This window comes from Clostridium tyrobutyricum DSM 2637 = ATCC 25755 = JCM 11008 (assembly GCF_000359585.1).
Classification (GTDB): Bacteria; Bacillota; Clostridia; order Clostridiales; family Clostridiaceae; genus Clostridium_B; species Clostridium_B tyrobutyricum.
Window position 1 is genome coordinate 42,842 of the sequence record NZ_APMH01000020.1, and the last position, 21,281, is coordinate 64,122.

The window sequence follows — 21,281 nt, forward strand, 5'->3', positions numbered from 1 at the left end:
TACATCAATAAAAATTTGCATAAAAAATAGGCCAAGATTTTTTTCTTGGCCTTTATTATATAAATAGTTCATTTTTTGCTAATTATACACAAAACTCTATTCCAAATACATCATATCTCAAAATTATACCTTTTGATTTTACTTCTGGTATAATTGCGATTCCTACCCATTACTATTAATTATTTGCCAATAAGATTTCTAAAAAATTTCTTTACTGTTGAAAACATACCACCTGAATCTACATCCAAATTTACAACCGGTAATTCATCTTTTTTGTAGGACGGCCTATGTTCTATTCTTTCTGGTTGCTTAATTTTGACTTCATTTAATCTATTAGGTTCAAGCTTGTCAATATTTTCATTAACCACGATGCTTTTTTGAGTATAATTATCTTGCCTTTCTACCTTAATGTTGTTAGTTGTAGGCCTATTCATTGTTTGCCTTACTGTATCATTCTCCTTGCTCTTTAAAACTTCATTTTCTTTATCATTTATAATCTTAGTATTTTCTTCTGGCTTAACAAATGCTTTATAATTGTATTTCTCAAACTCTATATTATCAAAAAATTCAGCACCAACATCCTCTTTTAATTTTCTTATTTGAAAATCATTTGTTAGAGTTACAAAGTATTTACTAGACTTATCTGAATACGTAATCTTACCATAGGCAATACCGTATTCACCCTCCAACTTCTTAAATGGATTTTTGTTATATGGGTACCTTATTTTAGCTGATAAATTAATCCCCTTTGCACTATAAGCATTAATATATATTACTCCATTATTTACTATAACATTGTTTACCATAAACATAACAAATCTTGATTTTCCGACAACATTACAATTTAACTCATGCATCTTTATCACTGCATCATTTAAAGAAAGTACACCATCACTTGTCCTAAATTTGAAATTGAGACCTCTTAAAAATTCCTGCGTATTATTCTCTAAAATCCGCTTCATTTGGTACACACTTCTTACTACATCTCTAAAAACTTCTTCTCTTTCTTTATAAATTGGAAAAGTATCATGTTCTTTCTTATCGGGTGAACCATCAGTGTTATCTTCTCCGCCTGTTATACTTTTTCTTTTAGGATATACTAGGGTATTAATATCAATCGTTATTTCTAAATCACCTTCTTGATTACGAGAAATTTCTACTAATTTTCTACCTTTCCAGTCTGGGTCAAGATACTTAGCTTGTTCTCTTGCTTTGCCGCAATTATGCCCACCCTCATTTTTCCATGCCATAAAGAATCCCTTTATGTTATAAGTTACTCTAATTGCTGGATCACAAAATGGACAATATAATTTTCCTTCATGAATTGACCTTTGATATTCAGAATATTTAATAAGACCATCTTTATATTTTGCTATTAATAACTTTTCTGACATACTAACCTCCACATTTGAGAATACCTCTACTTTGCAATAGCTGATATTATCTACATTTTGTAAATTTCAAGATTATTTTTGATTATAATATTTCATAAACTAATCAAAGTTGAGGTGCTTGTATATAGTATACGACAATATTTAGAAATATAAAAAATTATACCTCTGTTGATGTACTTTTACTTCGTAAATCACTGCAATTAATCATAAAAAGTTTTATAATAATTTACCACACCATCTGAACTATAGAATAAAGAATATTCTTGACTGATAGGTCCTTTAATATGAATAATAAGAAATTCAGTGCTTCTCAAAATATAGTCCATAATAAACATTAGGACTTGTACCAAATATATTAACGGTTCAAATATGAATTATTAGCCTTACCTAATGTCCAATAACAGTTACACATTATTTGTATACATGGCAACTTGTAAAACATAGCAAATTTAAGTATATTCTATGTCAAAGAAATTTTGTCTATCATACATTCTTCAAAAGTTCAAATAGTTGATTTATAAAATCCTTATGACTTTCATAATTCTCTTTATTTAAAAGTTTACGTTTCTCAGTGAGAATTGTAATTTTTGCTTTATGTGATATCTCAGATCCAAAATCTGAATAGTCCATTGTTGCCAAAATAACTTGGGGTAGCATATCAACTTCAGAAATAAGTTTCAGAATATCTTTACTACTGCTGTTGCTAGCTTCTTTAGCTCTAGGCGAATCTACTACAAATGGAAATCGAATAGCACTGCTCTTAAAGTATTCCATTGTCTGGAACAATCCAACAAACTGTGCCAGTATTATTTTGTTCTCTAAAGTACCTTGTGCCTTCATAGGCTTAAGCAATTTGATATTACCATCATAAGCAGCATTCCATGCATCTAAACTAATAATATTTAAGCGTACATATTCAATATATTTTTCTTCCACTTCCTTTTTATTAGGCAATTTTCGAAGTTCCTTGTTAATATTCTTTATTGCATCAGTATATTCAGACTGTTTCAACGAATTATAACTCAACTGTTGACTAAAGTGAGTTAGTGAATCTTTTAATCCACGTTGCCTAACATACACTTTGTAAGCATCCTGTGATTCATCAAAAACATTCTCCTGTTCTTCCAAGGCCGCCATCAATTCAACATACTGATTTTTATGCCTATCAAGTTCTTCTACAATGGAATCAATAATCAGCTGAATTTGTTGACACATATAATCCTCGTTCTGAATATTGTAATTTGAACGAACAATTTTATAAATTTCTTCATCAAAGGTATAACCGCATTGAGGACAAGTATGCAATATTTTCCGATCAGTATTGCCTACATCAGTCTTTATATTCTTATACTCCTTTATTACCTGTAACTGATGCTCGTGTTGATTAAAAGTTATTTCCAACGACTGAATTTTGTTTCTAACTTCACCTGCTTTTTTTACCAGTTTTGCTATCTGTTCTTTAGGTATTTGTAAATTACGTTCCAAGTCTTCTAATGTTTCTGCTGGAAGCAAATTTTGTGTTTCTTGAGAAAGAGATTCTAGTGTAATACGAATACGTTCTTCCTCTTTTTTTAACTTTTCAATTTCATCTTTTATTTGATCTCTTTGTGCCATCAGCTCCACAGTATATTTAGTGTAGATATTCAAATGGTAATATAAAGATTTAATTCTGTCATTTTGCTTATATTGATCAATACTTGCAAAACTATTATATAATCCGCTCCAACCCTTATCTTGATCTATATAATATGGCATAAAAGAAAAAGCTGGTGGCGCCATCTCTATTTTTTTCGTATTTTTATTGGGAAGGTAAACTGCAAAAGAAAACAGCTCTTCATATTTTTTTGCCAAACCATGAGTAACACTCCGAGTCAGCAATACAAGTTCTGTTCCTTTAAAAACTGCAAAACTCTTTTGAAATCTCGCAACTCTGTAATCAATACCATTCACGCAAATCGTAACAGCATATAGTTTTGTTCTCTTGTCCCAAACAGGATCATAGTCCACCTCTGTTCCAAGTGTATAATAAATTGATTTCAACAGGGATGATTTTCCGACATGATTATCATGACTAGTAATTACATTGAATCCTTTAGAAAACTCCTGAAAACGAGCAGTTTGTGCCTGTATATCAGAAATTAAAATATTTTTAAAATACATTTCATTCATTATACCCGCCTCATTTCATTAATCAAAATACAGATCGTTAAGATACAAATATACATACGATTATATATTGATTCTATAATAAAGTTATCTTTGTACAGTCGATCACACAATCTATTGACATATTGCCATACACATTCATCCGAATTTTTCCGATAATTAGAACACAGTTTCCTAATCTTAATAAATATGTTTGAAAAAGATTCTATTTTTGACTGAGAATCACTCATTATTTTTGTATACTCAAATGATGCTTTGTATTTATCATCATCTGATAAACCTGCAACCCTCTGTATTTCATCAAATGGCGGAATAGATATCACAATTGCTTCTTCAATTACACGAGAAAAATCACACTTTGTAATACCTTTTTTTTCACGCACTTCATTATAAAGTGCATTCTCTGCTAGTAACTCATATTGTTGTCTCTTTGTGAGAATGTCCAACATAGCTCCGAAAATTGTCTTAACTACATCCATTGTAATACGCGGATATTTTTTATGTAAGAAGTCACCCAACTCCTGCTCAACAATTTCATGATGTTTAGGAATAGAAAGTGTTGTCCGTATGTGAACAAATTTAGTCAAATCAACATCTTCAGGGCTAATTCCTTTTTTCTGTGCAATATCATGCTTTATTTTATCAATTGTAATAGGATTGAATTTGCTAAAAGGCGTTTTTTCAGCTGTATATGTTTTTGTTTGGTTTTTGTTTTTACCATCAGCTCCATTAATCTTAACAGTCACTTTTAATGGACAATTAGTTATAAGTCCAAGTTCCTTTACTAACCACTCGGGATGCTCCAACTGTGCATACATTTTAACTAACCAATCTTCTGAAATCGCTGTACTAATACTAATTGATTCTTCATTGGTTTTCATCTGATAATAGCTTACTACTTCCGGTTTCTTTTCATCATCAAACAAAGCAATATCATCATAATAATCCAATACTAATAAGTAATCCAAGCTATCAAAAAGTTCAATTGCCATGTGAAGAGTCTGGCTTACTTGCATCTCAAAGCGATTATACGCCATACTACCAGAACTAGTATCAACCGCTATATCTTTTATTTTCTTATTTTTTGATACTACCTTAGAACTGCCAGGCGAGGTGGACTGTGCTGATGTTTTAGCTACCATTTTTTACATCTCCCTTATAAGGATATAATAATTCCATAATCTCTAATTGAAGTTTTCTATGCTCTTGCGACCAGTTTGTTCGTTCCGTTTTTTTATTTAGCTTTCCATTAAATACATAACAAACTATTTCCTATTAATTCCTTTAATAAATTATAATTCTACATATAGTTATATTATCCTTCATGATTTGTAGAAAAAAGTGAAAAATCCGGGATTCTACTCTCGGATTTTATTTACATTTTAAAAGTTAAATTACTATATTATTTTTCTTTATCTTAAAAAATATAGATTTTTTAGTACTATTTTTTAATGATATCCTTGCTAAAACTTCTTAAAAACCCTTCTAATTCGTTTCCACCTTTAGAATTTCCCATACCGTTTTTAGTCACATATTGTTTACCTAAAGAAATATCATCTTCGTTGAATTCCCATGTCTGCACTACATGTGACCAATCACCATTTTTACCTTTAACATTATTAATAGCTGCGGATAATGTACTTTTATAGTTTGAATCACTTCTCCACTTTGAAGTAGCTTCCAAACCTCCATTTTCATAATCTTCTAGATAATACTTAGTACTAATAAACCTTACGTATTTTTTTACTCCATCAAAATCCATAGGTCCTTCCTTAGTTGCTTCTGTATCAACTATAGCAACTTTTATCTGTTTTTCCGTTGTATTGTTTCTGCTATCTGTAGTTATATATGTTATAGTAGCTTCGCCAGCGCTTGTAAAACTAGTAAACATTGAAGATGAATAGTTTTTAACTCTAACCTGTGTTGTTCCATCTTCTCTATCAATGGATTTTACTGTTCTTAAAAGCTCTGATTCTGTAATTACACCTGTTTGAGCTTCATACAAAGTAAAGTAACGGTCATAAGCGGTTAAATCTGGTGCATAATCCCATATTGCATAAAAATTGAAGGTATATCCATTTATACTTGTCAGATTCTTGATTTCCTGCCTTTCCATAAAACTAGCTGAAAAAGCATTCGGGTCTGTATCCCATCCTAGATAGGTATTAGGGTGAACTGGTGGAACAAAGCTCATTGCTGGTAAAGTGTACGTCATATCATACTTGCAGGTCAATGTTTCCATAGCCCCACTACCACCATTTGAATGAAACACAATATAATAGGTATTTGCTTCTGCATTTGCCTTTAGACCTACATTTCCAGTTACAGTAAAGGTATATTTTTTATTATTAGAATTATAAGTACCACTCCAGCTCGTCCAAGTATATCCTGTTTTCACATTTGCATCGACTGTAGCACTTGCACCATAATAATAACTGCCTCCACCTAAAACGCTATCTATCCCTGTACCAGCAATTATACTTACATTATATTTTTTTCTTGTAACAGAAATATACGAAGTCTTTGCATCTTTTGCTGTATATGAAATACTTGCAGCATTATAACAATCATCTTCTGGCTTTGACCACTTCACAGTTTCACCATATACATAGTCTTTATTAATTACTGCATTATAGCCTCCGTAATCTCCATTAGCTTCTTGATACCTTACATACACAATCTGCCTTGATTTCAATTGAGTAACATAGTTTATTGTTTTATTAAAGTAACTGTGTAGGGAACTAGGATTCTCCCAAGGTGCAGCATTTGCTATTCCATCATAATTCGTATAGACGCTTCCCCCAAAATGTCCATAATCATCCATAGAACCGCTATTTGTATGATTACCATAATTATCAATTCTAATAGTTACCATGCAGCTATCAACTACCAGATAGCCACCATTAATTATGAATTCATTGTACGCTGTACTGTTTGTTTGTGCCAACTTTGACTTTACATAACTAAGATTTATCCTACATAAATCATAAATATATCCGCTTGATGATACTTCAGCTACTCTTTCTACTGTATAGCCAGATAAATTAAAATAAATGTTTGTAGATTGTGAACTTGTAGTAACCTTCATTCTATAACCTATAGTACCCCAATTGGTTGTATTTCTATTTACAGTAGCTGCTCTTCCTTTCGTAGCATAATAAAAATATCCATCTTTAAAAACAATATCAGAATTATAGTTATTATAAAATGTTACTGCATTATCAAAACTGCTGGCCATTACCGCTTTAGTTGATGAACTAAAAACAGTTATTCCTAATATAGACAAAAATAAAAGCAGACCAATCAAGCCTGTTCTCCACATTTTCTTCATTCTATTTATTTCCTTTCCTAGAATACAAATGCTGACCAATTATAACAAACTGTCTTGTGTGTTCCATTGGGATTTTGTTTCCCAGTGCTGTAAATGTCAACAAAGGAATATAAATTACTCCCATCTCTAAGATTTACTTCTGGTATCTTGTCATACAGTGTATATCCTTTACTGGTTACGCTAACTTCCTTATAATCAATTCCTTGTTCATCCAAATATTTCATTATATTATTCTTCAAGTCTGAATCTGACATATCACTTTTCTTCCAACTTTCAATCAATCCGTCCATCTTTGTCTTCTGAACAGATGTAATATCTCCCTTGGATGTTTTAGATTCCTTCCATCCTTTTGAAATTGGAACATAGTTATCTTGTATTGAATTTTTAACACTATCATTTACTTCCACAGGCTTTTCTCTTGGATTCAAGCTTATAAATACATTAACGCAAACGACTGCCATTGCTACTATAGCCACTACTAGTATAAGTTTCTTATACTCCTTACATAGCCTCTTTAACTGCTTTTTCAACTTAATAAATCCTCCTCCCAATTTTATTTTATATTAACTTTGTACTGTTCCATGATTGCTGTTTGTTTTACTGATACTTGTCCCTCTGTTCCAATAGGGTGTTTATACTTCTCTATTACTTCAACAGACAATAAGCCTTTCTGATAGTCTACATCTAGAACATTTACAACAACTGTGCTATCGGAATTAATCTGCACAAGTAGTGCTTCCATAAAATCAGCAACCAGTTCATCATTACTATTTACAGAATAGGTTTTACTGTCAAACTGATTTTCAATAGTTTCCTTAAAAGCTCCATTCACTGCATTATTTAATTCATTCTGTCTAATATTTATTCCCCAAAGTGTCATAACAATTACAATAGCTATAATAGAACAAATTGTAATTCCAAATCCTAAAAACACATTCTTCATTAATTGCTTCTCCTTTCATCTGCTGCAATTGGTATTTTCCAGATGCTTGTCAAATTTTCTTTGTCTCTAATCTGAAAGTAAACTTCATAAATACCAGCACTAGGGAAATATATAACTCCATCTGTTTTAGAATAAGAACTTATTATACTTGTTCCATCTGCTTTTCGTATATCTAAAACCTTGCCAAACATAATGTCTGGAAACATCTTTTTAATAATCACATCATCCATTGGATATATTACGCCTTCCATATCTTTAGCATAATATCTTTCCAGAAAATCAACATTTTCACTCTCAAAAAACCTTCCTTTTGATGTGATGTAAGCTGCTTCTGGTTTAGTTCTCTTATGCCATGTAATTACAGAATCAAAATCACTATAGGAAGAATAATTGATTTCTGTTTTATTTAAAGGTATTCCAGCAATTTCAAGAATACCTTGTTTACCAGAAATAGATACTATGAACAATATTCCAATAACAAGAATTGATGTAATTATCGCAATAATAGCAGTCCCAAATTCTTGAAATATTTCTTTCATCTATATACTGCCTCCTATAACACTTGTAATAAATTTCTGTATAATTGTAGCCATTGGGGTACTTAAAAAGAAATAAGCCACAATGCTAAGAAACAGTATTCCACTTATTGCTTCAATAATGAACTCTCCGTATTCTTCAAATATCTCCTGCATTTTGTACCTCCTAACTACTGATTACCTTTAAAAATCCAAGCAAAATTGCTGCCATGCCACTTCCTGCTATAGCATAAATAATACTGCTTCCAAACTGCTCCATAATAAGCTTCATTAATCCATCCTCCTTACCTTGCAAAACCTCTAATTTGTTGTGTCTTCATAACATTAAGAAAATTAATACGATATTTATATTTTAGAATTACTTCCATTAATGTAGGTTTACCGTCTTCATCTTTAACTACACTGTTATTATCTATCAGTAATTCATATCCAGCATTTGAAGCCTGTTTTTTACAAGCATTAATAACACTTGGTGCAAAGTTAGCATCTTCTATTTCTGCTATTACAGAGTTGTGAAAATCTCTTGCATTACTAGCATCAATACTGGCTGACATAATTCCTGCCATAGAAAATATTGATATAAGGAATATGAAAATGCCTACATAAGTTTTAATTGTAGTACTCATAATCTACCTCCTACATTCCAAAATTCAAGTTTTTAAGAAACACCACTAGGAGTAATGACATATCAACCATAAGCTTGAAAGAAGCTAGTAAAGAAGGTAATAAAATATAAACCTTCATTCCAGCTATTTTATCCTCCTGCGATAGCTTTTCTGCCTTATCCATTAGTGCATTATTACGATCAATTAATTCTTCTACTTGCTTAGTTACATCTCCAGCATTTCCACTTGATAGTGAATATAATATCTTCATAGCTGACTGCACATCGGGGTTGCGGTATTCCTTTAAAAATCTATGATAAGGTTCTATTGAATTAGGATTTTCTTCTAACTCGTCTACAAGATTTTCAAGTGCATACAATAATACTTCTGGTGAATTATCTATGGATTTACGAATTGCTACCTGCACATTATCTGTCTGTAATAACAGTGCAACTTCCATGAGCCAATTAGGAAACTGCTTTTCAATTTCTTTTGCCACCTTTTTCTTAGCAAGGTTATGTCCAATTTTATGTTGATTTAAAAAGAAAAGCACAACTACAATTCCTACTACTGCAATTACAATATTTTTAAAGTATAAAAATCCACTGATAAATAATACTGCTGCAATCACGGCTATTTTTTTACTAACTTTTGCTTCCTTTGCCTCGTCATAGTCTCTGACTTGAATATATTTTTTCCCTATCCCTGTACTATTAGTTTCCTTCTCAATCCAGCTTCTGCAAAGCTTTTTATCAGATTTCACATAAATTAACATGCAGCTTCCTATTAATACAACTGCTGACATCTGACATAATTGCATGGAACTAATATTCAATTTTCCACCCAATAGATAAAGAGGTAAAATACAGATAAGCAAAGTTGCTACTAAAGCAATTGTTATGTTTCTTTTTACAAGCTGAAATTCTTTCTGTAAATTTGATACTCTTTCAGCCCACATAGCTCTATTCTTTGTAAGCAGTGTAATACTTCCGCTTACATCTCCACCACGTCTTTGTGCTGCAATAACAAAGTCATGTATATTATCAATTCTTTCACAGTTAAAGAATTCTCCTATCATATTTAATGCTTCTCTCTCTGGATCTTCACTATCGGTTGTATATTGAATATGCTCTATGGATTTTTCCAATATATCGTGAAACATTCCTTCATCAAAAATTGCAGCTGTTTCTAATAATGCACTAAGCACAGTTCCATTTCTTTTAAAAGAATATAAAAATTGCTCCATATAGCTATTAGCTAAAGAAAACATTGTTGTATGGTATCTACCCTTAATAATCTGTATAGTAACCATTGGAGAAAACAGAAATCCTATAATTCCAATAGCAGCAATATATTTCAGTTCCAGTTTATAAAGAAGACCGAAAATAGCAGCCATAAGCACAATCATTCCATAAGTGATAAATGCCTTTTTAAGGGTATATTCATATCCATATTTAGCTAACTCATTGGTCAAATTTTTATATCTAAGATATCTTAGTGCACTTTTTTTCTTCAATATTGTTACCTCCTTCACTTTCAAATGGTTTTATTTCCATTCGTTCAAACTTCTCCATAATAGCTTTAGGTATATTTTCTTTTACAATCTCTCCATTAAGTACCATTGGAAAAATTATATTATTGCCATTCTCTCTATAAAAAAAGCATACTTGATCTATATATCTACGAACCTTTCCATCTCTCATTTGCTTCTTACGTATCAAAATTCCTACATCAATAAACATATAAATGTCATTTTCCATTCTGTCCGCATCTATTCTACTTTCAAGCATATTTAATATTCTATCTGGAATCTTTCTTGCATCATCTGTATGAATAGTCGTAAAACCTTTAATTCCAGTGGATAGGCTCTCTAGCAAATATTTAACTTCTACTGAACGCGCTTCTGATAACATAAGCCATTTTGGATTTTGACGAAGACTTGTTTTAATTGCCTTTGTATAACTAAATCCTTCTGATACTATTAGCTCTACACAATCCTTATCTGGATTAATTTCACGATAATGAAGCTCTGGCGTATCTTCAATAGTAATTACCCTTTCATTGCTCGGAATATACTGTGAAAAGAATTTTATTCCTTCTGTCTTTCCAACTCCTGGCTCTCCACAGAAAACAAAATTCATACGAGCTTTAGCACAGTTTGTTAATAGCTCTAATATATCCTTGCTGCAATAACCATCTTCTATTATGCTTTCTCTTGTCATTCTTACAGCAGGAAGTGTTTTTCTAATGCAAACTGTTCTTCCAGAAATTGCAGCCGATTCATGAACAATGCTAATTCTTAGTGTATCTGTATCGCCTTCTAAAAGATTTTCAACCTTATTGAATGCTCTGCTTACATTGTTAGCAATATAATGACTGAACTTTTCAATAAATTCTTTAGTTATACCGTGATCCTCCACTTTTATTCTTTCATTATCAGTATTGGTAATCCATAAATCTCTACCATTAAAGTCAATGTCTGTGATCTTATCATCTTCAACATATGTCCAAAGCAATCCAAAATGTGCAGGTACTAATTCCCACTTTGCACTACGTTCCATAGTTCTCCTTTCCAAGAGTGGAGATTATCCACTCTTTGTGTAATAATTAATTTCAAATAGATTTTTTAATAACTTTATTTGCTGTTAACCTGTAATAGTGCTTGCTGCTCTTTTAAAGAATTCATCAACTAAGTTTTTAAAAGAACTTGCTACAACTCCATCTGTTGATAAAAGCACTACGATAATTGCTACTAATGCGCTGATAGCTACTGCTGCAATAATTACTGATCCATATTGTTCAAATATTTCTTTCATTTTCATACCTCATTCTTTCTTTATTTTTGAGTAATAAAAAAGCAGCTATTTTTCAAGCTGCTTTAATTAATTATTGTATTTTTTAGTTTTACTACATATACAAAATGGTTTGTCTCGTATAAAATGAATGCTAATTTAAATACTCACCTCCTTGCCACAGTATCAAACTAAATATTATTATTCATAAGCTCCTTTCCAACTTAATAAAACAACTAGTCCCTAAATGTCAACTTTTAAGCCTTAGTTGACATTTAATTTTATTTTCTGAAACCCGTTGAAACTAGTGGGATTTCTGTCTATTTTACTGCCTATTTCCTGTTGATTTGTGCCCCCCTGTTAGATACGGGGGGCTAATATACGGCGTGGCTATCGCCACACCAAAAGCAGGTCAGCCCGTCCCTGCGGCTTTCGCTTCGCACGCCGCCTGGCCGTTCTGCCTGCTTTAATTTATTGGCTCTGCTATTTTAGTCAACTCTATACTATTGTCAATTTCATTTCCCCAAACATCCCATCCATTCTCTTTTTCTCTTGCAAACAACTCTATCCTTGGCAAATTTCCCATAAGATCTATAATTTTTTCTCTTGCTTGTTCTGGTTTTTTACTATGCTCTTGTATGGGAGTGCAAATAAGTTGATGAACTTTTTTAGATATCCTTTTGGGATGCCCTTTTGTCCCTAAAATACATATTTCTGAATTTGATCTTGTCCAATTTCCAAGACCCCAAAATGGTGTCTTACTTTTCTTATTCAATTTGACCCATACAAAAGCTACTGTCTTATACATAAATCCCCATGCCTTCATTAAACGTAGCCCATCCTCTAATTGAGGAAATGTAACCCATAAAAATAGTGTACAATGTTCTGCGCCTATTTTATCTATTGGAAGGTCACATAACTCCTGTATAGGCATTGTTGAATAATGGTTTTCTGCTACTCCCTGTCCCTTTTTTCTTTTATATTGCCAAGGAGGATCAGCATAAATAATATTGTATTTCATTGTTTTCTCCAATCTGTAAATAAAAATAGTGTTTACTCAAAAAAGCAAACACCTTCATTTGTTCTATTTATTTTTAATAATCAATGTTTATATTTCATCTAAAAAATCATGCTATTTTGTGAAAACAGTTAGTTTGAACCTACAACTTTTGCTTTGTACATTGCTTTGGCTACCATCTACTCTTTTTTAACTAAAACCAATATAAGATACTAGTACTTGTCCCTCTTCTACGTTAATATTAAACTCAAATCTTATAGGATATCCTACTTTTGTTTGTTCATAATCTAAATAAACACTGCACTCCATATCAGCAGTAAATTCAGAAAAAACACTTTGTAATATTCTCGTACCAGATGTTTTACAAAAATCTGCTGCCTGCTCTTCAAAATCCTTAATGTATTCATCATATCCTATAATTTCCTCAACATTTTCAATAGAATACACTTCTTGCATAAAATTCAAACCCTCCAAATGTTAATCTGTTTTCTCTGCTTTTACAATCAATTTATCTATTTCATTTAAAAAATCGTGTCCTTTAGGTACAAGAGGAGTATAAAATTCAGATATAACACTTGTACCTGTATCTACATACCCCCTTCCTTTAATTTGCTTTAGGAAGAAGTCTTTATCAGTTTCTCCAAACATCATTCCATAACCCATTTCTGACATACGACCTAAAGCTACACGAAAATTAAACTGATCGCGAATCCCATCCCCAAGATATTTCGCATCTGGTCTTTGACAAGCAAGAATCAAAAAATATCCTGACTGTCTTCCAAGCATAACAAGCTGTTTTAACTTATTAAGAACTGCGTTACTTTCCTTGCTCCCCAGCATTTCCATAAACGCAACATATTCGTCAAAAATAAGAAAATTAGCAGGCAAACCTAAATAAGCATAATTTTCACCTGTTTTATATCCTTCCATTTGTTTCATATCCTCATTACGCTTCATCATTCCATCATAAAATTTATCAATGCACGCAATCATATCATCCTTTTTATAATAAACATTTGGCATAACAGCTTCCAAGTCTGCAAGATCTGAATTTTTAGGATCGAGAACATAAAGTATAGAATTAGTACACAACAGAGCTTCTATTAACGTAAGAATAAAATAACTCTTTCCTCCACCTGTACCACCTGCAATAAGCATATGGGGTAATTTATCATATTCCCACCAAATATTCTTCATTAGTCTTAACTTTCCATGTTCAGCCTGTACATCTTCTATAGAAATACGGTTTGCTATTGTATCATAAAGCAGTGTATATTCCACATAAGAATCTTTTAATTCCTTATCTGTAAGTTCACAATACAAACCACTTTCAAGTTTCTTTTCAAGATGCAAGAGCTGGTCTTGATATTTACCTAATGTAATTTCTACTTGAATATGAATCAAGCCATTTTCGAGCCTATAGTACATCTTTGGAAAATGAGTTATTCTTTCCTTTGTCTTTCCAGAAGGTATGTCTTTAAAAAAACTGTTTGACTGTACCTGCTCTGCTTCATACCACTTATTCTCTAGTATCATTCTTGCAAGCTTTTGCCTATGGAATAATTGTTTAATATAATCTATATAGTAATGATAATAGAGAGCCGATACAGTCAAACATATAGCTGATGCTATTACTATACTTATAATCATATATGGAATATCAAAATGAACTTTACCTTTGTTTAACAATGATATATTCTTCCAGTCAATCCGCATAATTGTTCTACTATGAAGCAGCAGAATGACTAGAAGAAAAATAAATACTAAATAGGCAGCAGCAAAATGAAATACAAGATCTTTATCAGCCACATGAATTCTCTTGCCGCGATATATATAATACTTCACAGCTTATATCTCCTTTCTTAGTCTACTTTGTTATTATTATTTTTGTTTCCCTGTGATTGATGATTTTGGCTAACAGTAGAAACCTGTTTCTTTAAAACAATATCATCCGCCTTGATATACCAGTCTACATCTGCACCTTGAAAAGTGGCGTTAGCAACAGTATCTGCCACAGGATTTATTATTTCAACTTCTGCATTGTAGTTAAACTCCTTTAAAGATACAGTTGCAGGGATACTAACTTGAATCATTCTTCCTTGCCCTCTTGATTTCAAATCGTAAGTTCGTTCCTTTATTTCATCTGATACCGTACCATCTTCATTTTGTAAATGTACCTCACGTCTTAAAGCAGAAAACTTTAAATTTCCGAATGTGGCTTCTTTATCAATAACAATTCCATTTGCTAATCTCATATAAACTTACCTTCCTTTCTTATGCTTCTACCATGTCATCTGCATGAAGAATATAATTTGTAAATCCACGAGTTCCAATTTTATAACCCTCTGCGGTAATTCGTGGATTAATGAGCTTTACTCTTTTTTCAACTTCAAAATGTTTCTCTCCTGCTTCAGCTGGAAGAATGACAACAATATCATCTGCTCTCTGAATGTCAGAGTATAAATTATAACTACGAGATAAAATTGTATTATGTCCATTTACCCTTCTTTGCTCAATATTTCCTTCACCAGCATATTCTAAATTTCCAAATGTCTTTTCCATGTTTGGTATTACATATTTTAATTCCATATTTCTTTACCTCTCTTCTTTTTATATTTAAAATAGAAAATTTACTTCTGACTTTTTTCTATTCTGCCTCATAAAAAATACCTAAATAACTGTATTTTATCAAGGGAAAGTTCCGTGCTACGCACCCTTGACAAAATCCATTCATTTAGGTAAATATTAATTAAGCAGAATAAGAAAAATTCTATTAGTTTTTAATGGCGGCGAACGTTCCTCATTTTTTCTTTGTATCTGAATCACATCCTTTCTAATTTTCTTCATAAAAAATAGGTGTTCATTTCTGAATGCTTAAACTGAAAAGATATACTTTTTTAGTAACGAGTTTACTTTAGAGGTACAAAATCTAAAATTACAAGGATTTTTACAACAATTTCTGCAACAGAAAAAGGATATTAATTAGTTGAAATTAACATCCTTTTTACATCTCATTATATATTTGTTAATGAAGAATAAAAGAAAAATATGAATTAATTAAGACACACATTATGCTCAATTTGTTCATACAAACAAATTGAAATTTAAAACAGTTCTCTATATATCAATATTTTCCAAATCATCTGGGATATACAAATTACCGCTAAAATATTCAGATCCTTCTTTTGTATAAAGTTTTTTACGATTAGTAATATTCTTATCTTCTGTATGATATAACAATAGATTTTCTACGTTTAACTGTTCTGCTAATTGACAGGCATCTTTAACTGTTGAATGATGTTTTTCATAAGGCTTGAAAATATCGGCTTGTGAATGTAGACAAAATGCTTCGTGCAATAGCCACTTGCTTCCTTGAACATAATCTTTGTTATAATAATTATAGGGTTCGTCACCACAACACGTTAATTTTTCATCATTTTTAAGATACATCGTAAATCCGTACTGTTTTGCTTTACTCGAATGAATATCAAAAAAAGCAACCTTATGTCCTATAATAGTACATTCTTCTCCATCCGATACAGGAATTAAATGTAACCGTTGTCCGATAAACCTTGTTTCTTTTTCCTGTAATAACCTCTTTGCTATATCTTTTATGATTTCAATTAATTCTTCATGGGCATAGATATTTACATTACCTTCGTATTCATTTTGGTTCATATACTGACAAATCATACGAACCATCCAGATAATTCCCATTAAATGGTCAACATGTTTGTGTGTAACAAAAATATTTTTAATATCTTTCCAGTCTATACCTGAATACTTCAATTGTCTTAATACCGTACTGCCACCACCTCCATCTACCATAAAATAATTATTGCTTTCATTTAGTATAAAACATGTATTATAACACTCTGTAACTAATGCGTTACCAGTCCCTAACATAGTAAGTTTCATAAAATCATCCTTTCAAATTTCTATTTTATTTGCAGATTATATAAATAATCATTACTTCACAGTTTCTTGCAAGTATTCACTATCATTATATCTTAAAAACAGGTATAGCTCCAATACTTGTAATTACATTCATTTTCACAAGCATTTTTGCACTTGTAATAAAACTACTACAAGTGTTTTTTATAATGCAAAAACCTATGTAAAAGTCAATATATTTTCAAGTAAAAGTAACTACTAAAGGCTTATTTAAAGCCAAATAAAGAGAGTGCAAAAATATTGCACTCAATAGTTGTTGAATTTTTAACTTTTGAACCTCTAAAGTAAACCCATTATTTTTTTGGCAGTATTTCTTTATTTTCTAAATTTATTCCTTTGTGTTCCCACACTCCAGATCAATAACCACAGAAACGTTAATATATTTTTTTAACTGTTTATTACGGATTTTATCCCCTTCACTCGTAAACACAAAATGCTTGAAGAAGTGCCTAAAATTAAGGATTTCTACATAGTTTTTCGTTGTATCAACACTATAGTCTCCACATGCCAGTAGACAAGCTATCGATAAAATTATGCAAAAATATTGGTTTTGCGTAAAGATGTACCCACCTAAAAGCAAACTATTTTTACATACTGTTTTTGTTCATGATTCCATATATCAAATGTTTCATCATTTCATCCTAAACTCCGCTTTTATATGCATCAATCGGATACTTTAATGCAATTTAATCATATTTATTCTTTCTCCATTTTCATCTTTTTCATAATAAATAGATTTATATCTCAATGTTTCTCCAGCACCATTTACTCCTGCAAATATAGTATAAGTAGCCATTACTCTTTACCTATCACCTTTTTTTGCTCTCTTTGAAGCACTAAATCCGATAAAGCAGCATAAAAATCTTGTTCTTCCTTTGTCCTTGATTTTTTAAGCAGTTCTTTTAAATCCCTGTATGAATATACCATAAATAACTGTACCTTACTGAATTTAAATTTTCAGGAATCTCACTTTTCTTTATTGAAGAGCAATAACTTTTTCAACCATTTTGGTACATGCTCAACTTTTTTATTTTCTGAAATATTTTTTAAGATTTCAGCAGCGTCTTCTTTTCTCCAAAACCTATCCTTTATATAGCAGTCATGACTGCAATATTTACGATTTTTATTTGTAAAAGCTTTATATTCTTTCTCGCAATACGCACAATGAAGATTATAGGTTTTATGATGAGTCTTTTCCCACTCTCTTTTACATTCTATACTGCAGTATTTTTTTCTTCGTCCTCTATTGTTCTGCTCTAATTTTTTACCACAATAAAGACAGAATTTATAAGTAAATTCATCTGTCACTTTTGCATCCCTCCTTGAAAAATATTCATCACTCTAAAAGTTATACTTGTCAAGGTATGGTTTATAAATCTATAATTTGTAATGTGATATAAAATTAAAGTATGCCATAATAAAATACTGAATTTGAAAGTAAAATTATATATATCGATCTAATAAACTAAAGAATATTTATAAATTTATATCTGCGGAAAATAATACAATTAGGACAAGCTAAATTTTAGTTTTGTATATTCCTGTAAATATTTTGAAATATTCCTTTTTATTGAATTTATTCAGTTATATCCTGAATATCCAGCAGAAGTCAAAAAACTTATCGATTCAATCCTAACTTTAGTATAGCTGAATCAGATATCTAAATTGAAAATTTAAGTAAAAAATATAAACCTAGTATAACTAAAAATATACAATTTATCAGTATTCTTATAGATTTTATTATAACAGAAAGGAGATTTTAGACATGGTTAAAAAAGAAGATTTGGTTATAGGATCATTTTACGTCAACAGTAGATATGGGATTTGTATATATATGGGGATTAAGGATTTTGTAGGGCAACTTAAACATTGTTTTATGTTCAAGGACAATAGAGGATATTATGTAAGTGATGGAGAATTAAATGGATTTTATAAATATGGTAATGTTGGGAATAATCCTCCAAAGTTAGATTCTCTCATAAGTAAGATAAGTTGGAGAAGGAAAAAGCAAAAATCAATGGCTGAAGCTAGGAAACAAGCAAAGGAGTTACTAGAAATATATAAAAATAGAGCAAATACAAAAGGATTTGCATTTTCAAAAGATACACCACTACAAAGACAATTTGAACATGAGGTTCCTTTTACATTATCTCCAGGACAATTCAGGTGCATAATGGAAATTAAAAGGGATATGGAGTCAGATAAACCTATGGACAGACTTTTATGTGGTGACGTGGGGTTTGGAAAAACGGAATTGGCAATGAGAGCAGTATTTAAAGCTGTGCAAAATAGAAAACAATCAATCGTTTTAGCACCTGCAAAAATCTTGGCACACCAACATTATGTCGATTTTGTAGAACGTTTCAAAAACTATAATATAAAAATAGGATTATTGACAAGTAAAAGAAATAAAGAGAGAGCTCAATTACTAAAAGATATTGCTAATGGTAATATAGATATAATTATAGGTACCCAAAATGTAGTATCCAAATGCGTCAAATATCATGATATAGGTCTTATGGTTATAGATGAGGAGCAGAAATTAGGCGTTGCTACAAAAGATAAAATAAAGGCAATTTCAGCTAATGTAGATGTATTATCTATGTCAGGAACACCAATTCCCAGGACTTTGAATCTTACTAAATTGCATATCAGAGATATAAGTGTAATAGATACTCCGCCAGCAAATAAAAAAGCACCCATGACAGAATCGTATCCTTGGGATAATGATAAAATTAAATATGTTATAGAAAGAGAGTTGAATAGGGGTGGACAAATATTTTTAGTTGATAATAATATAAATGAATTATATGCTTTAAGAGATTATATAGAAAAATTAGTTCCAGGGATAAAAATTGGCATTGTACATGGAAAAATGAGACAAAATGAAATAGATGATACTATGGAATATATGTTGGATAAAAAGATTGATTTATTATTGGCTAGTACAGTTATAGAAGTGGGAATAACTGTTAAGAATGCTAATACAATGATAATTTTTAATAGTCAAATGTTAGGAATGTCACAGCTTCATCAACTTCGTGGCCGTATAGGTCGTTCAAATAATAATATTCAATCCTATTGCATTTTGACATATCCAAAAAATAAAAAATTAGAGCCTACCGCAAAAGAAAGGTTAAAAATAATGTGTGAAAATTCATATTTAGGTAGTGGATTTAAAATATCAGAACGAAATGCCGATCTAAAAGGATTTGGCGAAATTATAGGTCTGAAACAATCAGGTCACATAACTAATGTGGGAATGGATTATTATATAAATATGTTAACTCAACGTATAAAGGAAGAAGTTTAATAAATAAATTAATATGAGAGTGTGAAATTTTTTCACAGCCTCCATAATTCTATCTCCTGCCTTCAAAACTTTCTGGTAGCGATTATATATTACTATACTTTCTATTTATTTATGCTTTAGATATGGTAAAGTTTTATTTAAATATTCTTCCCAATAACCATCATCATCTCCTTCCAGGCTATGGAGCCAATAATACATCATCAAAATTTCAAATTCCTGCTTTCTTCCTTTAGTATATGCTTTTTTAGGCATTTTTCTATATAGAGAATCAAGATTAAAAAGGTTACTTTTTTGCTTTACATCATAATCATATTTTCTAAAATTATAAATACTCTTTTTCCTATATGTAATAGGCCATAAATCCTCATTATCACAGAAATATTCCGTCCACTGATATACAAATGCCCATATATTAACTTGATATCTTTCCCATGTATGCTCAATCCATTCTTGTATTTCATCTGAAATATATTGCTCTTTAAACTCATCACCCGGCTGACTCATTACTCTATGATAATCTTTAATAAACAAAAACAGCATCTCAGTCTGATCTTTTATAAAGGGAAGTTTTTTTATTAATTTAGAATAACAATCATATGATAAATTTCTAAATTCTTTATCAGAATTATAGAGGAAAAAGAATTTATCACCCTTTAAAATATTCCCAATATTTCTATTTATCTTCTTTCCATATTCTGAACAGATTCCCACAAGCCATTCTCTTACTTCTTGATCATAGTCTCTTAATTGTTTACGATATTTATCCAATTTTTCATCTTTCAAAACAGTTTTCTCTTCAGCCTCAGTAATGTTTAAATAATTATTGAAATACTCAAAAATATAATTAACACAACATTTTATATTCTCATTTCTTTCATCAACATTAAACTCATCAAGTTTATCTTCTTTTTTTCTTCTTGCAATATATTCTTCAATAGTAAGCATTTTGACACCCCATACTTATATTCTGACAGTTGTTTACATTATAATCCAATTATAGCACAATTATTATTGATTTATATATTCAAAAAATAATAAATATCCACCAGCTTAGCTGGTGGTTTTTCTTAAGCCCTACAAGGGCACATTACCAGCATTATGCCTTAAGGCATTTTTTGAAGATCCCGCCAGCCGCAATTTATATTACTTGCTACCCTTAAAAGGGTTCATATATTCTTTCATACTTATCTGGTCAGAAATCATATCTTCTTTTTGTTGATTTTTTATAT

22 protein-coding genes and 2 pseudogenes are annotated in these 21,281 nt (G+C 30.9%); 1 reads left to right on the forward strand and 23 read right to left on the reverse strand.

Annotated elements, in window-relative coordinates; all coding sequences use genetic code 11:
* Positions 1–179: 179 nt before the first annotated feature.
* The 21 genes and pseudogenes from J418_RS0109550 to J418_RS15600 all read right to left on the reverse strand — a co-directional run bounded on the left by J418_RS0109550 (position 180) and on the right by J418_RS15600 (position 18,047).
* Complete coding sequence (locus J418_RS0109550) at positions 180–1,394, reverse strand: hypothetical protein (RefSeq protein ID WP_017895462.1); 1,215 nt, start codon at positions 1,392–1,394, stop codon at positions 180–182.
* 483 nt (positions 1,395–1,877) lie between these two features.
* Complete coding sequence (locus J418_RS0109555; RefSeq protein ID WP_017895463.1) at positions 1,878–3,563, reverse strand: hypothetical protein; 1,686 nt, start codon at positions 3,561–3,563, stop codon at positions 1,878–1,880.
* On the reverse strand, positions 3,563–4,702 hold the full coding sequence (locus J418_RS0109560) for a dsDNA nuclease domain-containing protein (protein WP_017895464.1): 1,140 nt from the start codon (positions 4,700–4,702) through the stop codon (positions 3,563–3,565). Before J418_RS0109560 ends, J418_RS0109555 begins: the two co-directional genes overlap by 1 nt.
* Before the next feature lie 299 nt (positions 4,703–5,001).
* Positions 5,002–6,891 carry an InlB B-repeat-containing protein gene (locus J418_RS0109565; RefSeq protein ID WP_017895465.1) on the reverse strand — a complete coding sequence of 630 codons (1,890 nt, stop codon included), beginning with the start codon at positions 6,889–6,891 and terminating at the stop codon, positions 5,002–5,004.
* A gap of 17 nt (positions 6,892–6,908) precedes the next feature.
* Positions 6,909–7,421: a hypothetical protein gene (locus J418_RS0109570; RefSeq protein WP_017895466.1), complete on the reverse strand. Its 513-nt coding sequence runs from the start codon at positions 7,419–7,421 to the stop codon at positions 6,909–6,911.
* 23 nt (positions 7,422–7,444) lie between these two features.
* Entirely contained in the window at positions 7,445–7,834 is a 390-nt protein-coding gene (locus J418_RS0109575; RefSeq protein ID WP_017895467.1) for a hypothetical protein, read from the reverse strand.
* Positions 7,834–8,373 carry a hypothetical protein gene (locus J418_RS0109580; protein ID WP_017895468.1) on the reverse strand — a complete coding sequence of 180 codons (540 nt, stop codon included), beginning with the start codon at positions 8,371–8,373 and terminating at the stop codon, positions 7,834–7,836. The genes J418_RS0109575 and J418_RS0109580 overlap by 1 nt, the downstream gene beginning before the upstream one ends.
* The gene (locus J418_RS16610; protein ID WP_017895469.1) at positions 8,374–8,526 is read right to left on the reverse strand and encodes a hypothetical protein; all 153 of its coding nucleotides are present in this window, start codon (positions 8,524–8,526) and stop codon (positions 8,374–8,376) included.
* Between the two features lie 128 nt (positions 8,527–8,654).
* Positions 8,655–8,996: a hypothetical protein gene (locus J418_RS0109595; RefSeq protein WP_017895471.1), complete on the reverse strand. Its 342-nt coding sequence runs from the start codon at positions 8,994–8,996 to the stop codon at positions 8,655–8,657.
* A 10-nt stretch (positions 8,997–9,006) separates the two neighbouring features.
* Complete coding sequence (locus J418_RS0109600; protein ID WP_017895472.1) at positions 9,007–10,491, reverse strand: hypothetical protein; 1,485 nt, start codon at positions 10,489–10,491, stop codon at positions 9,007–9,009.
* Positions 10,460–11,536, reverse strand: coding sequence for an ATPase, T2SS/T4P/T4SS family (locus tag J418_RS0109605; protein WP_017895473.1), 1,077 nt, complete (start codon positions 11,534–11,536; stop codon positions 10,460–10,462). The genes J418_RS0109600 and J418_RS0109605 overlap by 32 nt, the downstream gene beginning before the upstream one ends.
* Positions 11,537–11,620: 84 nt before the next feature.
* Positions 11,621–11,791 carry a hypothetical protein gene (locus tag J418_RS16615; protein ID WP_017750486.1) on the reverse strand — a complete coding sequence of 57 codons (171 nt, stop codon included), beginning with the start codon at positions 11,789–11,791 and terminating at the stop codon, positions 11,621–11,623.
* Positions 11,792–12,233: 442 nt separating this feature from the next.
* Positions 12,234–12,788, reverse strand: coding sequence for an MT-A70 family methyltransferase (locus tag J418_RS0109620; protein ID WP_017895474.1), 555 nt, complete (start codon positions 12,786–12,788; stop codon positions 12,234–12,236).
* A gap of 186 nt (positions 12,789–12,974) precedes the next feature.
* Positions 12,975–13,241 carry a hypothetical protein gene (locus J418_RS0109625; RefSeq protein WP_017895475.1) on the reverse strand — a complete coding sequence of 89 codons (267 nt, stop codon included), beginning with the start codon at positions 13,239–13,241 and terminating at the stop codon, positions 12,975–12,977.
* 21 nt (positions 13,242–13,262) lie between these two features.
* The gene (locus J418_RS0109630) at positions 13,263–14,630 is read right to left on the reverse strand and encodes an FtsK/SpoIIIE domain-containing protein (protein WP_017895476.1); all 1,368 of its coding nucleotides are present in this window, start codon (positions 14,628–14,630) and stop codon (positions 13,263–13,265) included.
* Positions 14,631–14,647: 17 nt separating this feature from the next.
* A complete protein-coding gene (locus tag J418_RS0109635) occupies positions 14,648–15,040 on the reverse strand; it encodes a YdcP family protein (protein ID WP_017895477.1) in 393 nt (130 codons plus the stop codon).
* Positions 15,041–15,059: 19 nt separating this feature from the next.
* A complete protein-coding gene (locus J418_RS0109640) occupies positions 15,060–15,374 on the reverse strand; it encodes a YdcP family protein (protein WP_010964748.1) in 315 nt (104 codons plus the stop codon).
* Positions 15,375–15,902: 528 nt separating this feature from the next.
* Positions 15,903–16,703, reverse strand: a complete 801-nt coding sequence (locus J418_RS0109645; RefSeq protein ID WP_017895478.1) for an MBL fold metallo-hydrolase — start codon at positions 16,701–16,703, stop codon at positions 15,903–15,905.
* A gap of 730 nt (positions 16,704–17,433) precedes the next feature.
* A pseudogene (locus J418_RS16410) lies at positions 17,434–17,535 on the reverse strand (ATPase); the annotation flags it as partial.
* Positions 17,535–17,666, reverse strand: coding sequence for a hypothetical protein (locus J418_RS16970; RefSeq protein WP_017895480.1), 132 nt, complete (start codon positions 17,664–17,666; stop codon positions 17,535–17,537). The pseudogene J418_RS16410 and the gene J418_RS16970, both read right to left, overlap by 1 nt.
* A gap of 39 nt (positions 17,667–17,705) precedes the next feature.
* Complete coding sequence (locus J418_RS15600) at positions 17,706–18,047, reverse strand: hypothetical protein (protein WP_017895481.1); 342 nt, start codon at positions 18,045–18,047, stop codon at positions 17,706–17,708.
* Between the two features lie 457 nt (positions 18,048–18,504).
* Between J418_RS15600 and J418_RS15605 the strand changes: the two genes are divergently transcribed.
* Positions 18,505–20,052 carry a helicase-related protein gene (locus tag J418_RS15605; RefSeq protein WP_017895482.1) on the forward strand — a complete coding sequence of 516 codons (1,548 nt, stop codon included), beginning with the start codon at positions 18,505–18,507 and terminating at the stop codon, positions 20,050–20,052.
* Between the two features lie 105 nt (positions 20,053–20,157).
* Here the strand turns inward: J418_RS15605 and J418_RS0109675 are convergent, their stop codons facing one another.
* Positions 20,158–20,997 carry a hypothetical protein gene (locus J418_RS0109675; RefSeq protein ID WP_017895483.1) on the reverse strand — a complete coding sequence of 280 codons (840 nt, stop codon included), beginning with the start codon at positions 20,995–20,997 and terminating at the stop codon, positions 20,158–20,160.
* Between the two features lie 198 nt (positions 20,998–21,195).
* Positions 21,196–21,281, reverse strand: a pseudogene (locus J418_RS17085) (IS200/IS605 family transposase); the annotation flags it as partial.